The 13,387-nt window shown below is 64.7% G+C and carries 12 protein-coding genes; 7 read left to right on the top strand and 5 right to left on the bottom strand.

Annotated elements, in window-relative coordinates; all coding sequences use genetic code 11:
* Positions 1-38: 38 nt before the first annotated feature.
* The gene (locus XM53_RS00535) at positions 39-920 is read right to left on the bottom strand and encodes a DMT family transporter (RefSeq protein ID WP_236544388.1); all 882 of its coding nucleotides are present in this window, start codon (positions 918-920) and stop codon (positions 39-41) included.
* Complete coding sequence (gene guaA / locus XM53_RS00540; protein WP_057789237.1) at positions 917-2,488, bottom strand: glutamine-hydrolyzing GMP synthase; 1,572 nt, start codon at positions 2,486-2,488, stop codon at positions 917-919. Before guaA ends, XM53_RS00535 begins: the two co-directional genes overlap by 4 nt.
* A gap of 234 nt (positions 2,489-2,722) precedes the next feature.
* Between guaA and XM53_RS00545 the strand changes: the two genes are divergently transcribed.
* Positions 2,723-4,267: a trimethylamine methyltransferase family protein gene (locus XM53_RS00545; RefSeq protein ID WP_057789239.1), complete on the top strand. Its 1,545-nt coding sequence runs from the start codon at positions 2,723-2,725 to the stop codon at positions 4,265-4,267.
* Between the two features lie 4 nt (positions 4,268-4,271).
* Here XM53_RS00545 and XM53_RS00550 read toward each other — a convergent pair whose 3' ends face one another.
* Positions 4,272-4,607, bottom strand: coding sequence for a DUF6477 family protein (locus tag XM53_RS00550; protein ID WP_057789241.1), 336 nt, complete (start codon positions 4,605-4,607; stop codon positions 4,272-4,274).
* Positions 4,608-4,857: 250 nt separating this feature from the next.
* Here XM53_RS00550 and XM53_RS00555 point away from each other — a divergent pair, with 250 nt between their 5' ends.
* On the top strand, positions 4,858-5,973 hold the full coding sequence (locus XM53_RS00555) for a DUF6456 domain-containing protein (protein WP_057789243.1): 1,116 nt from the start codon (positions 4,858-4,860) through the stop codon (positions 5,971-5,973).
* 7 nt (positions 5,974-5,980) lie between these two features.
* Here XM53_RS00555 and XM53_RS00560 read toward each other — a convergent pair whose 3' ends face one another.
* Positions 5,981-6,706 carry a VIT1/CCC1 transporter family protein gene (locus XM53_RS00560; protein WP_057790261.1) on the bottom strand — a complete coding sequence of 242 codons (726 nt, stop codon included), beginning with the start codon at positions 6,704-6,706 and terminating at the stop codon, positions 5,981-5,983.
* A 250-nt stretch (positions 6,707-6,956) separates the two neighbouring features.
* On the opposite strand from XM53_RS00560, the gene lipA reads away from it, so the two are divergent.
* The gene (gene lipA / locus XM53_RS00565; protein WP_057789245.1) at positions 6,957-7,904 is read left to right on the top strand and encodes a lipoyl synthase; all 948 of its coding nucleotides are present in this window, start codon (positions 6,957-6,959) and stop codon (positions 7,902-7,904) included.
* A gap of 198 nt (positions 7,905-8,102) precedes the next feature.
* On the opposite strand, the gene XM53_RS00570 is transcribed toward lipA, so the two are convergent.
* Complete coding sequence (locus tag XM53_RS00570; RefSeq protein WP_057789247.1) at positions 8,103-8,672, bottom strand: YcbK family protein; 570 nt, start codon at positions 8,670-8,672, stop codon at positions 8,103-8,105.
* 337 nt (positions 8,673-9,009) lie between these two features.
* On the opposite strand from XM53_RS00570, the gene XM53_RS00575 reads away from it, so the two are divergent.
* The 4 genes from XM53_RS00575 to XM53_RS00590 are packed head-to-tail and all read left to right on the top strand — an operon-like array spanning position 9,010 to position 13,257.
* Positions 9,010-10,641, top strand: a complete 1,632-nt coding sequence (locus XM53_RS00575) for a L,D-transpeptidase family protein (RefSeq protein WP_057790263.1) — start codon at positions 9,010-9,012, stop codon at positions 10,639-10,641.
* Positions 10,642-10,668: 27 nt separating this feature from the next.
* The gene (gene lpxD / locus XM53_RS00580) at positions 10,669-11,760 is read left to right on the top strand and encodes a UDP-3-O-(3-hydroxymyristoyl)glucosamine N-acyltransferase (protein WP_057789248.1); all 1,092 of its coding nucleotides are present in this window, start codon (positions 10,669-10,671) and stop codon (positions 11,758-11,760) included.
* Positions 11,761-11,788: 28 nt separating this feature from the next.
* Positions 11,789-12,049 (top strand): acyl carrier protein, encoded by a 261-nt coding sequence (locus XM53_RS00585; RefSeq protein WP_057789250.1) that lies wholly within the window; start codon positions 11,789-11,791, stop codon positions 12,047-12,049.
* Positions 12,046-13,257, top strand: a complete 1,212-nt coding sequence (locus tag XM53_RS00590; protein ID WP_057789252.1) for a beta-ketoacyl-[acyl-carrier-protein] synthase family protein — start codon at positions 12,046-12,048, stop codon at positions 13,255-13,257. The genes XM53_RS00585 and XM53_RS00590 overlap by 4 nt, the downstream gene beginning before the upstream one ends.
* Positions 13,258-13,387 lie beyond the last annotated feature (130 nt).

Genomic DNA, 13,387 nt, shown 5'->3' on the forward strand with positions numbered 1-13,387 from the left:
AGAATGTCACAGCCCAAGAAGGTTCCGAACCGAACGGTTCAGCGCCTGCGTGTCTCGGACCAGAGGTTCAGGTAATTGGCCCCGAAAATCAGGACCGCGCCGACGAAGACAAAGACGCTCACCGCCTCGTCATAGACCAGAAGGCCGACGATGGCGATCACCGGCAGCCGCATGAAATCGATCGGGCTGACCAGAGTGGCGGGCGCCAGCGACAGCGCCGAGGTGATGCAGAAATGCGCCGTCAGCCCGCACATGCCGATGGCCACCAGCCAAGGCAGACTCTGGGCCGAGGGCAGGGCGATGTCGCCGTCGAACCCTGCACAGATCAGGCCGAACACCGCCTGCATCACCGTCATCCAGAACAGGATGCAGGCCAGCGTCTCCGTCCGCGTCAGCCGCTTGGCGAAGATGTATGTCCCGGCAAAACCAATGGCACAGGCCGCCGCCGCCGCAGTGCCTATATTCAGCGTGTCGGGCGTGGGCCGCGCCACGATCAGGATACCGACAAAGCCCAGCACGGCGGCGATCACCCGGATGCGCGTCATCCGCTCGCCCAGCATCAGCGGCGACAGGATCAGCACCCACAGGGGCGTGGTGAATTCCAGCGCAAAGACCTGCGCCAGCGGGATCATCGTGATCGCGAAGAACCACAGATTCTGCCCGGTGAAATGAAAGATGTTGCGCAACAGATGCGTGCCGGTCTTTTGCGTCGGCAACTCGTGCAGGCGCCCCTGCACCAGCACCACGGCCATCACCACGAACAGGCCCACGATGCTGCGAAACATCATGATTTCAAAGGTATCAAGCTCGAAGCTCACCTGCCGCCCGGCCACCGCCATCAGGGTGAAGGACGCCACCGCCCCCAGCATGAACAGCCCCGCGCGCAGGACCTGCGGCGCAGGCTCCGCCGTCTCGGTCATTCCCATTCGATGGTGCCCGGCGGCTTGCTGGTAATGTCATAGGTCACCCGGTTTATGCCCTCGACCTCGTTGATAATCCGCGTCGCGGTCTCACCCAGGAAATCGTGGCTGAACGGGTAGTAATCGGCGGTCATGCCGTCGACGCTCGTGACCGCTCGCAGCGCGCAGGCGTAATCATAGGTCCGCCCGTCACCCATCACGCCCACGGTGCGCACCGGCAGAATCGCAACGAAGGCCTGCCAGATCTCATCGTAAAGCCCGTGCTTGCGGATCTGATCGATATAGACCGCATCCGCCTTGCGCAGGATCTCCAGCTTGTCGCGGGTGATCTCGCCGGGGCAGCGGATGGCCAGGCCGGGGCCGGGGAAGGGGTGGCGCCCGATGAAACTGTCAGGCAGGCCCAGCTCGCGCCCCAATGCGCGCACCTCGTCCTTGAACAATTCGCGCAGCGGCTCGACCAGCTTCAGCCCCATCTTCTCGGGCAGACCGCCGACGTTGTGGTGGCTCTTGATCGTCACGCTGGGGCCGCCGGAAAAGCTGACGGATTCGATCACGTCGGGATAAAGCGTGCCTTGAGCGAGGAAGGTCGCGCCTTCGATCTCGTCGGCGTATTTCTGGAACACGTCGATAAAGAGCTTGCCGATGATCTTGCGCTTGGTCTCGGGGTCCGACACGCCTTCCAGCTCGCCCAGGAACAGCTCCTGCTCCTGCGCATGGATCACCCGCAGGTTCATGTGATCGCGGAACATGCCCACGACCTCCTCGCCCTCATTGAGGCGCAAAAGGCCGTGATCGACGAAGACGCAAGTGAGGTTCTCGCCGATGGCTTCGTGAATGAGGGCCGCGGCCACGGAACTGTCGACGCCGCCCGACAGCGCGCAGATGACTTTCGCATCGCCCACCTGCTCGCGGATCGCCTCGACCATCTCCTCGCGGTAGGCGGCCATGGTCCAGTCGCCCTTGAACCCGGCGCGCTTGACGAAATTCTCGTAAAGCGTGCGGCCGTTGGGCGTGTGATGCACTTCCGGATGGAACTGCACCGCGTAGAAATCCCGCTCAAGGTCGGCGGTGATGGCAAAAGGCGCGTGCGGCGAGGTGCCGTAGACCGCGAACCCGGGGGCCAGCTCGGCCACGTGGTCGCCATGGCTCATCCAGACCTGCTCGCGCTCGCCCAGAAACCAGCCCGCCAGCAGGTCGATCCGCTCTTCCGTGGGCGACACCCAGGCGCGGCCGAACTCCGCCGTGCCGCCGCCGCCCGAGATCTTGCCCCCTTCGACGCGCCCGCCCAGATCCTGCATCATCACCTGCTGTCCATAGCAGATCCCCAGGATCGGAACGCCCAGGTCATAGACCGATTGCGGCGGCCGGGGGGCCCCGTCGCGGGTCACCGTGTCGGGCCCGCCGGAAAAGATCACCGCCTTGGGCGCGAACTCCTTCAGGAAGGCGTCGGTGACGTTCTGGAACGGGTGAATTTCGCAATAGACGCTCAGCTCACGCAGGCGGCGCGCGATCAGCTGCGTCACCTGGCTGCCGAAGTCGATGATAAGAAGGCGGTCATGCTGGATCATGCAAAGCCATTATGAAATGCGCCGGGGCGATGCAACAGGTTTGCGCGTGCCGCCCCCTCCCGTAGGGTGGGCGAGAGCCCACGCGCACCTGCCAATCGCCCCGATCGCCCACGCCGAATGTCGTTATAGACCGTGAAACGGCGCAAATCTCCCCCGACTCGGTCGCATTAGCGGATATTTAAGGCCGCAGTCGCACTCTCATATGGGTGCAAGTCCACGTTGGGGAACCAGATCATGGCCGAAGCAGCAACCCGCAGACGGGCCCGGGGCGGAGGCGGCGCAGCCCGCCGCGCGGAACGTACCGCCGTCAGCGTCGAAACCGCCAAATATATCGAGCGCAACATCCCGAATTACGAGGTCCTCAACGACGAGGCGCTCGAGATGATCGAGCATAATGCCGAAACCGTCCTGGAAGAGATCGGGGTCAACTTCGTAGAAAATCCGCGTGCCCTTCAGATGTGGAAAGACGCCGGCGCCGACGTGCAGGGCGAGCGGGTGCACATCCCCCGCGGCCTCGCGCGCGAACTGATCAAGACCGCGCCGTCGCAGTACACCCAGCACGCTCGCAACCCCGAGCGCAATGTCGTCGTCGGCGGCAACAACCTGGTCTTCGCCCCGGTTTACGGTCCCCCCTTCGTGCGCGACAATGCCGGCGGCCGCCGCTATGCCACGATGGCCGATTTCGAGAAATTCGTGAAGCTGGGCTATATGTCCAAGTGGCTGCACCACTCGGGCGGCACCGTGTGCGAGCCCACCGACATCCCCGTCAACAAGCGTCACCTCGACATGCTGCGCGCCCACATGGTGCTGTCGGACAAGCCCTTCATGGGGTCCGTGACCGAGCCCAGCCGCGCGCAGGACAGCGTGGATATGTGCGGCATCCTCTTCGGCGAGGATTTCGTGCAGCAAAACACGGTGATGACCTCGCTGATCAACATCAACTCGCCGCTCACCTTCGACGAGGTGATGATGGGCGCGATGGAGGTTTACGCCAAGAACAACCAGGCCTGCATCGTCTCGCCCTTCATCGTCGGCGGTGCCATGGCGCCGGTGACCGTCGCGGGCACCCTGACGCAGGTTCTGGCCGAGGCGCTGGCGGGTGTGGCCTTCAACCAGCTCTGCAATCCCGGTGCTCCGGTCATCATGGGGGCCTTCGTCACCTCGATCGACATGAACTCCGGCGCGCCCACCTTCGGCACGCCCGAGGCTGCGCACATCACCTATGGCGCGGGGCAGCTCGCCCGGCGCCTGGGGCTGCCCTACCGCTCGGCGGGGTCGTTCAACGGCTCCAAGCTGCCCGACGCGCAGGCCGCGTACGAGACCGCCAACAGCCTCAACATGGGGCTTCTTTCGGGCGTCAACTTCATGCTGCATTCCTGCGGCTGGCTCGAAGGCGGGCTGGTGTCCTCGTTCGAGAAATTCGTCATGGATGCCGACCAGTTGGGCGTCTACCACCACCTGGCCCAAGGCATCTACACCGACGAGAACGGCCAGGCGATGGACGCCATCCGCGAGGTCGGCCCCGGCGGGCACTACCTGGGCTGCGCCCATACGCAGGCCAACTTCAAATCCGCCTTCTGGCGCTCGGAAATGCTCGACTACAAACCGTTCGAGCAATGGGCCGACGAAGGCGCGCAGGACACGATGACACTCGCCGCCACGCGGGTCGAAAAGCAACTGGCCAACTACCAGCAACCGCCGCTCGATCCCGCCATCCACGAGGCGCTCGACGCCTATGTGGCCGAGAAAAAGGCCTCGATGCCCGACGCGTTTTCCTGAACCGTCACGTCACCGGCACCGGCGCGGGCTGCAAGCCCTGCGCCGGTGCCTGTGGTGCCAGCGCGGCGCGGACCAGCCGCGCCTCTCCCATGATCGCGATCATCACATCCACGTGCCGCGCCACGGCATAGTCCGCGCGCCGGGCGCGCCGGGCCGCGTCAAGCTCCGCCTCGATCTCGATCAACTCGGCCAGCGCCGCCGCGCTGTCGGGAAGGGCGCTCGTGTCCAGGTGCCGCGCCAGATGCAACTCACGGCGGTACTGCCCGACGCCCAGACGGGCGGCGCTGATCAACAGCCGGGGACGCTTGAGCGTGGCGAGAACGGTCAGCAGATCGGTCATGTCAGGTCTCCTTCGTTCGGGACCTCGATGACTGCCACACCCTGTCGGGGCGTTGCGCGACTCGCCGTTCAACCGAACGGACGCGATTCCAATTGTTCACACTTTTGAAACCATTGTTTCCAGACCGTTATCAAATTAACGAACTGGTAACTAAGTCGCCCTTAGGTTGCGTCTGCCTTGTGGATAACTCTGTGGGCAATTTGGGGACAACTGATCCTGTGACAAGAGATCGGGCCAAGGAGGGAAACGGATGAGCGATTGCAATTTGGTGGGGTCACCCGCCTCTCAGACTCTGTCTTGGGTGCCGATGGCAGCCATCACCTATCTCGCCCATACCGAGGGCGGCACGTCGATCCGGGCGCTGGCCCGGCATCTGGGGTGCCATGCCTCGACCGTGTCCCGACAGGTCCGTGCGCTCGAGGCGCTGCGCGACGATCACCTCGTCGACGAGGCCCTGCGCCGTCTTGGTCCACAGATCGCGGGTCAGCCCCAAGCCGGTTCGTGCAGCAAGGAGAGATGCATGACCGCGCCGCTGACACACCCCGAACCCACGAAGACCCTCACCGAATCCCGCCTCAACCGCGAGGCCCTGCGCGTTTTGCGCCGCCTGTGCGAGAAAGGCGCCGTGCTGGCCGTGGCCGCCGAGATGGACAAGGCCGTGGTGGTGCGCGAAACCGAGGCCGGACAGAACCGCACCGCGGTGGTCGATCGCGACATCGCGGAGGCGCTCGCGCTGAAATCGTGGATCAGTTGCGACAGTCCGGGCCGGATCTCGCGCTATGCCATCACCGGGGCAGGGCGCACGGCGCTTGGCCGGCTCATGGCCCAGGCGGAAAACACCGCCCAGGGATTCGAGGAAAGTCAGGCCGCCTTTCTCGGCCAGCCTGATTCCGGCGACGACGAGGACGACGCGCAGGAGCGCCGCCGCGTCCGCTATGGCATCACCGAGTCGCCCCTCATCCTGCTCTCGCGCCGCCGCAATCGTGACGGCAGCCGCTTTCTGCCCGCCGAGCTTGTCCGCGCGGGCGAACGTCTGCGCGAGGATTACGAAATGGCCCGCCTGAACGAGACCCCGCGCGCGGCCTGGCCCGAGATCCTGACCGGCGCCGCGCAGCCTGCCGTTGTGGCAGAGCAGAACGGTTCCGCCCGGGCCGCCCAGGCCCGCGTGCTGGGGGCGTTGCGTGACCTCGGTCCGGGGCTGGCGGATGTAGCGCTGCGGTGCTGCTGCTTCCTCGAAGGCTTGGAAACCACCGAGAAAAAGCTGGGATGGTCCGCCCGCTCGGGAAAGATCGTGCTGCGCATCGCATTGCAACGGCTCAAACGCCATTACACAGAGCTGGGCGACAGCGCGGGCCTGATGGGGTAGAAGGCGCTCAGCCCCCCACCAGCCAACCCACGCCAAAGGCCGCCACGGCACAGATCGTACCCACCAGCAGCGTCTCGCCCACGCAGCGGCCCATCCGCTCGCCGGTGGCGTTCCAGCGCAGAAGGCCAAGCGCGATAAGCGCCATTGCCGTCGCCGCGACCGACAGCAGAAAGGTGGTCTGCGTGGCCTCCAGTATGAAATAGGGCACCAGCGGGATCGCCCCGAACACGATGAACGACCCGAAGGTGAACAGCCCCGACAGCACCGGGCTGTCCTCGTCGGGGTCCTGCATCCCGAATTCGTAGGTCATCATCAGGTCGGCCATGATCTCGGGATGGCGCGACAGGATCGTGGCCGCCGTGTCGGCCTCGCCGGCGGGAAGACCGCGCTGGCGCAGGATCTCGAAAAGCTCCATGCGCTCGTGCTCGGGGTCGGCCGCAATCTCGCGAAGCTCGCTCACGCGGCGCGCGCGGTAAAGGTCGTGCTGCGACCGCAGGGACAGGAACTCTCCCAACCCCATGCTGATCGCGTCGGCAAGAAGGTTGGCCAGCCCGAAGACCAGAACCGCCACGCCGCCGATCTGCGCCACGCCCTCGGCCTGCGCACCCGCGAAGCCCGCCACGATGGCAAAGGTGGTCACGATCCCGTCATTGCCGCCATAGACGATCTGTTTCAGGTACTCCTGCGTCTGGCTCAGCCGATGCGCCTCGCGCCGGTGCCGCTGCCAATCCATCCTGCCCCCGGTGTCTGCCTCGCGCGTCAGCATAAAGCGGGCCACGCCCGGTGCAACTGCCCAGGCTCACCGGCCAGGAGCGCCCACGCGAAACGCGCAGGCGCCTGCCGATCCGGCCTGTGCGGCGGGCGGTGGGCCACTCGTTACGCGCGCATCCGCCACATGCATGACGGGTTTGCATCACTGGAACTTCCCACCACGGTGACTTATAAATAGGATGTCTTACCAAAGGATTTGCGGGGAAAATTTCGTGCGCGATCTCAAGATCCCGGACCAGCGCCACCCTGAAAAGGCGCATCGGCCCGACAACGCCCAACCGAAAAAGCCCGACTGGATTCGCGTCAAGGCGCCCGTCGGCAAGGGCTATCTGGAAACCCACCGGATCATGCGCGAGCACAAGCTGGTCACGGTCTGCGAGGAAGCGGGCTGTCCCAATGCCGGCGAATGCTGGAATCAGGGCCACGCCACCATGATGATCATGGGCGAGGTCTGCACCCGCGCCTGTTCGTTCTGCAACATCGCCACCGGCAAGCCGCCCGAGGATCTGGACCCGTTCGAGCCGGGGCGCGTGGCCGACGCTGTGCAGAAGCTTGGGCTCAATCACGTGGTCATCACCTCGGTGGACCGCGACGATGTCACCGATGGCGGGGCCGAGCATTTCGCCCAGACGATCCGCGCCATCCGCCACCGCTCGCCCGGCACCACGATCGAGATCCTGACACCCGATTTCCTGCATTGCGATCCTGCGGTGCTCGAGGTCGTCGTCGCGGCGCAACCGGACGTCTTCAACCACAACCTTGAAACCGTCCCGGGCCTTTACCCCGAGGTGCGCCCCGGCGCGCGCTATTTCCACAGCCTGCGCCTGCTGCAACGGGTCAAGGAACTGGACCCCGGCATTTTCACCAAGTCCGGCATCATGGTCGGCCTGGGCGAAAACCGGCAGACCGTGCACCAGGTCATGGACGACATGCGCGCCGCCGATATCGACTTCCTGACCATCGGCCAGTACCTGCAACCCACGCCCAAGCACCACGCCGTCGACCGCTTCGTGCATCCCGACGAATTCGCGGCCTACGAAAAGGTCGCCTATGGCAAGGGGTTTCTGATGGTCTCGGCCACGCCGCTGACGCGCTCGTCCTACCATGCCGGTGACGATTTTGCCCGCCTGCGCGACGCGCGCATGGCAAGGCTGGGGTAGGGGACGCCCTCCCGCCCCTCCAGGACAGGAAGAGATCCCGGATCGGGTCCGGGATGACGTCTGCACCAGGATTGTGCCGGACGAAAGCAGCGCCTGACCATCCCGGACCTGATCCGGGATCTCACACGTGAAAACAAAAACACCGACCTCGCAGGGCCGGTGCTTAACAGAAGTATTCGCGTTTTGTCGGGCGGGGTCTTACCGCCCCCAGCTGCGGACCGGGCCGCAATCCATGTGCACGAAGTTTGAGCCGGAGTAGCGCCCGACGCCGCCGCCGCGACAGGCGGAGGCCGCGCGGAACATCTGGTTGACCGAGCGCGAGTGCATCCGCAGGTCCGCCGCCTGGCCGCGCAGGTGCCGCGAGTTCTTCGCCACGCCGCTGGAGCGCGAGCGCAGCATCGCGTTGGTCTTCGGGCTGCGGTAGCCCGAGAGCAGCAGGTAGGGCTCGTTCACATCCATCAGGTTGTGCGCCGCTGCCATGATGTCCATCGTGCGCATGTCGATATTGTGCACATCGTTGGTCCGCCAGTCGCGCATGAAAAGGTTGATCTCGCGGACCGCGTCCTTGATGTATTCGCCTTCAATCCAGTAGATCGTGTCGATCTTCTCGCCGGTGCGGGGCGAGGCCATGGTCAGGCGACGAATATCGCCTGCGCCCCGAAGGAACCCTGCTGCGTTGGAAAATGTTGGTGCCGCGACCACTGTCGTAGCTGCAAATGCACCCAGTAACGCACGCCGCGTTACGCTCGTCGAGCTTTGATCAGTCATGTTGTTAGCGCCTGTCCCGTCGCTTGCCTGTTGCCGCGTTTGTTAGCGGCTCTGTCCATCTCATCCCCAGATGTGTGATTGTTATGGCATATCAGGAATCGGTTACCAAGGGGTGAAAGCCGGAAGGTTCCATAGCACAAGCGATTTCGGCAAGAATTTGCGCAAATTCCGTGCAGACGTGTTTCCGAACCACAGGCCGCTTTGCGTCCTGGCTGCAACATGTGCCGGATTTTACCTTTAAAACCAATTGTGATTGGACAGATCCCGCCGCATTGGGAACTAATGAATTATTGTGCCTGTTGGGCATCAAGGGAAGTTCGTTGTTTTGGAGATCGGCATGAGCAGCGCAGTGCGCACATTGGGGCAGACCAGCATTTTCACCACCATCGCCAGCGGCCTGATGGCCATGGTCTTTTGGATGTCCGCATCCCAACCCGCCGCCGCGCAGGTCACCGCCTTCAAACAGGCCGTCGCCGAGGCCGCCTCGGACGATCGCGATCTCGCCGCCTTCTACCGCAGCACCGGATTTACCGGCATATGGACCGACCAGGAGGCGCACAAGGCGCGGCGTCAGGCGCTTTTCCTGGCGCTGCAAACCGTGTCCGCCCACGGCTTGCCGCAATCGCGCTACGACATCGACGCGCTCGAACAAATGCTGCGCACCGCCCGCACGCCCCGCGATATCGGGTTTGCCGAGGTCGCGCTCAGCAAGGCGTTCCTGAACCTTGCCGACGACATGCGCACCGGCGTGCTCGACCCGCGCCGCGTGGTCCCCGCCATCAAGCGCGAGCTGCGCGACTATGACCGCACCCGCACCCTGACCGCCTTTGCCGCCAGCCGTGAGCCGCGCAAGTTCATCCGGCAACTCGCGCCCTCGACCAACGAGTACAAGCGCCTGATGAAGGAAAAGATGCGGCTCGAGGGCCTCGTCGCCCAGGGCGGCTGGGGACCCACGGTGCCGGGCGGCAAGCTGGAGCCGGGCGCGTCCGGCCCGGCTGTCACGGCCCTGCGCAACCGGCTGATGGCCAAGGGCTATCTCGGGCGCACCGCCACGCAAAGCTATGACGCGACCATCCAGAAGGCCGTGATGGATTTCCAACGCGACCACGGGCTGGAACCCGACGGCGTCGCCGGCGAAAGCACCCTGCGCGAGATCAACGCCACCGCCGAGGATCGGCTGAAATCGGTCATCGTGGCGATGGAACGCGAGCGCTGGCTGAATCTGCCGCAGGGCCGGGGCAAGCGCCATATCCTGGTCAACCTCACCGATTTCTCCGCCCGCATCATGGATGACGACATCGAGACCTTCCGCACCCGGGCCGTCATCGGCGCCAAGGCCGCCGACCGGCAAAGCCCCGAGTTCTCGGACGAGATGGAGCACATGATCATCAACCCGACCTGGCACGTGCCGCGCTCGATCGCGGTCAAGGAATACCTGCCGCAGATGAAGCGCAACCGCAACGCCGCCGGGCACATGCGCATCGTCGACAGCCGCGGCCGCACGGTCAGCCGGTCCAGCATCAATTTCGGCGCCTACAACGCCCGCAATTTCCCGTTTGCGATCAAGCAGCCGCCCTCCAGCCGCAATGCGCTTGGCCTCGTGAAATTCATGTTCCCCAACAAGTACAACATCTACCTGCACGACACCCCGCAGAAGCACCTGTTCGACCATGAGACCCGCGCCTACAGCCACGGCTGCATCCGCCTGCACCAGCCGTTCGATTTCGCCTACGCGCTGCTTGCGGTGCAAGAGGCCGACCCCAAGGGCAAGTTCCACGGCATCCTGAACACGGGCCGTGAAACCAAGGTCGATCTGGAAACCCACGTGCCGGTGCACATCATCTACCGCACCGCCGTGACCTCACCCAAGGGGCACGTGAACTACCGTCCCGACGTCTATGGCCGCGATGCCCGGATCTGGTCCGCGCTGGAACAGGCAGGGGTTTCGCTGCCCGGCGTTCGGGGGTAAACCGGCCCCAAACGCGAGGGGTCGGACATGTCCTATACGATTGAGCAGATCGCACATGCGCTCGGGGCCACAGCCCTGGGTGACGTCGCCGTGACCGTGACCGGCGTGCGCGAACCTGCCGACGCCACCGCAGACGACCTCGCCCTGGCGATGAAGCCCGAGTATGCCCAGAAACTGTCGCAAGGGTCGGCTCGTGCAGCACTCGTCTGGGACGGGGCCGACTGGCAGGCGCTGGGGCTGAAGGCCGCCATCGTCGCACCACGACCCCGCTACGTGATGTCGGGGCTTAGCACCATGTTCGATCCCGGCCAGGGCTGGGACGAGGGCATTCACCCGTCGGCCGTCATCCACGAAACCGCACAGTTGGGCGAGAACGTCTCGGTCGGCCCGCTGGCGGTGATCTGCGCCGGCGCCCGGATCGGCGCGGGCAGCGTCATCGGTCCGCAAAGCTTTGTCGGCACCGACGCGGTTCTGGGCGAACAGGCCTTTCTGCGCGAAGGCGCCCGCATCGGTGCCCGCGTCGTCATCGGCGACCGCTTCATCGCCCAGCCCAACGCCGTTGTGGGCGCGGACGGGTTTTCCTATGTCACGCCGGATGTGTCCGGCGTCGAACGGGCGCGCCAATCGCTGGGCGACCAGGGCGATATCGCATCGCAATCCTATGTCCGCATTCACAGCCTTGGGGCGGTGCGCATCGGCGACGATGTCGAGGTCGGCGCGCATTCCGCCGTCGACCGGGGCACCATCCGCGACACGGTGGTGGGCGACCGCACCAAGATCGACAACCTCGTGCAGGTCGGCCACAACTGCGTCATCGGCACCGATTGCCTGCTTTGCGGCCTTGTCGGTCTGGCCGGATCGGTCAAGGTCGGCAACAACGTCGTGCTGGCGGGGCAGGTGGGTGTGGCCGACAACATCTTCATCGGCGACAACGTCATCGCCGGCGGCGGCACCAAGCTTTTGTCGAACGTGCCCGCGGGCCGGGTCATGCTGGGCTACCCGGCGATGAAAATGGACACCCAGATGGAGGTCTATAAGTACCTGCGCCGGATCAAGCGGCTCTTTGCCGACGTGGCTGACCTCAAGAAAGCTGTTTCAAAACCGGATCAGGTTGACTAAAGCGGTTCGCGAAAGAACGGGGTGCAGCATGGATACCAAGGACAAGGTGATCGAGATCATTGCCGAACAGGCGGTGCTGGAGCCGTCTGACGTCACGATGGACAGCACGCTGGAAGAGCTGGGCATCGACAGCCTCGGCCTTGTCGAAAGCATCTTCGCCATCGAGGAAGCGTTCGACATTTCCGTCCCATTCAACGCCAACGCGCCCGAGGAAAGCGATTTCGACATTTCGTCCGTCGCCTCCATCGTGGCGGGAATCGAGAAGCTGGTGGCGGAACAAAAGGCGTGAAGCGGGTCGTCATAACAGGCGCGGGCACGATCAACGCGCTCGGGGCCAACGTATCAGACACGCTGGAGGCGATGCGCGAGGGCCGCTCCGGCATTTCCGAGCTGGATATCCGCGACGTCGACCGCCTGGCCATCAAGATCGGCGGCCAGGTCAAGGGCTACGAGCCCGAGGAGCGCTTCAACCGCCAGCAACTGGCGCTTTACGACCGGTTCACCCAGTTCACCCTCGTGGCCGCGCGCGAGGCCATCGCGCAATCGGGCCTGAAATTCGAAGGCGAGCTTGCGGCGCGCGCCGGGGTGGTGCTGGGCAACTCGGGCGGCGGCATGACCACGCTCGATGAAAACTACCGCTCGGTCTACGAAGAGGGCAAGAACCGCGTCCACCCCTTCGTCGTGCCCAAGCTGATGAACAACGCCGCGGCCAGCCACGTGTCGATGGAATTCAACCTCAAGGGTCCGTCCTTTACCGTCTCGACCGCCTGTGCATCATCGAACCACGCCATGGCGCAGGCGTTCCAGATGGTGCATGGCGGCCTGACGCCTGTGATGATCGCGGGCGGGTCGGAATCCATGCTCTGCTTCGGCGGCGTCAAGGCGTGGGAAGGCCTGCGCGTCATGTCCAAGGACGGCTGCCGCCCGTTTTCGGCCAACCGCAACGGCATGGTCCAGGGCGAGGGCGCGGGCATCTTCGTTTTCGAGGAACTGGAACATGCCAAGGCGCGCGGCGCCGAAATCCTGGCCGAGGTGGCGGGCTTCGCCATGTCCTCGGACGCCGCCGACATCGTCATGCCCTCCAAGAACGGTGCGTCCCGCGCCATTTCCGGCGCCCTGCGCGACGCCCGCATCAACGCCTCGGACGTGGGCTATATCAACGCCCACGGCACCGGCACCGCCGCAAACGACAAGACCGAAAGCGCCGCCGTCGCGGATGTCTTCGGCGCCCATGCCGACCGCCTGATGATCTCATCGACCAAGTCGATGCACGGCCACCTGATCGGCGGCACCGGCGCGGTCGAACTCTTGGCCTGCATCATGGCCCTGCGCGACGGCATCGTCGCGCCCACCATCAACTACGACGAACCCGACCCCGAATGCGCGCTCGACGTGGTGCCCAACGAGGCGCGCGAGGCAAAGGTCGACGTGGCACTCTCCAATGCCTTCGCCTTCGGCGGCCTCAACGCGGTGCTGGCGCTCAAGCGCTTTGCCTGACGGTCACGGTTGGCGTTCCGCGTCAGCTTTGCGGGACGAAAAAGACGTGTAGGGTGGGGTTTTACCCCACCGCGACGGGAAATGTGGGATAGAACCCCACCCTACGATAGACGTCACATGGAACTCGATT

Source organism: Roseovarius atlanticus (assembly GCF_001441615.1).
Classification (GTDB): Bacteria; Pseudomonadota; Alphaproteobacteria; order Rhodobacterales; family Rhodobacteraceae; genus Roseovarius; species Roseovarius atlanticus.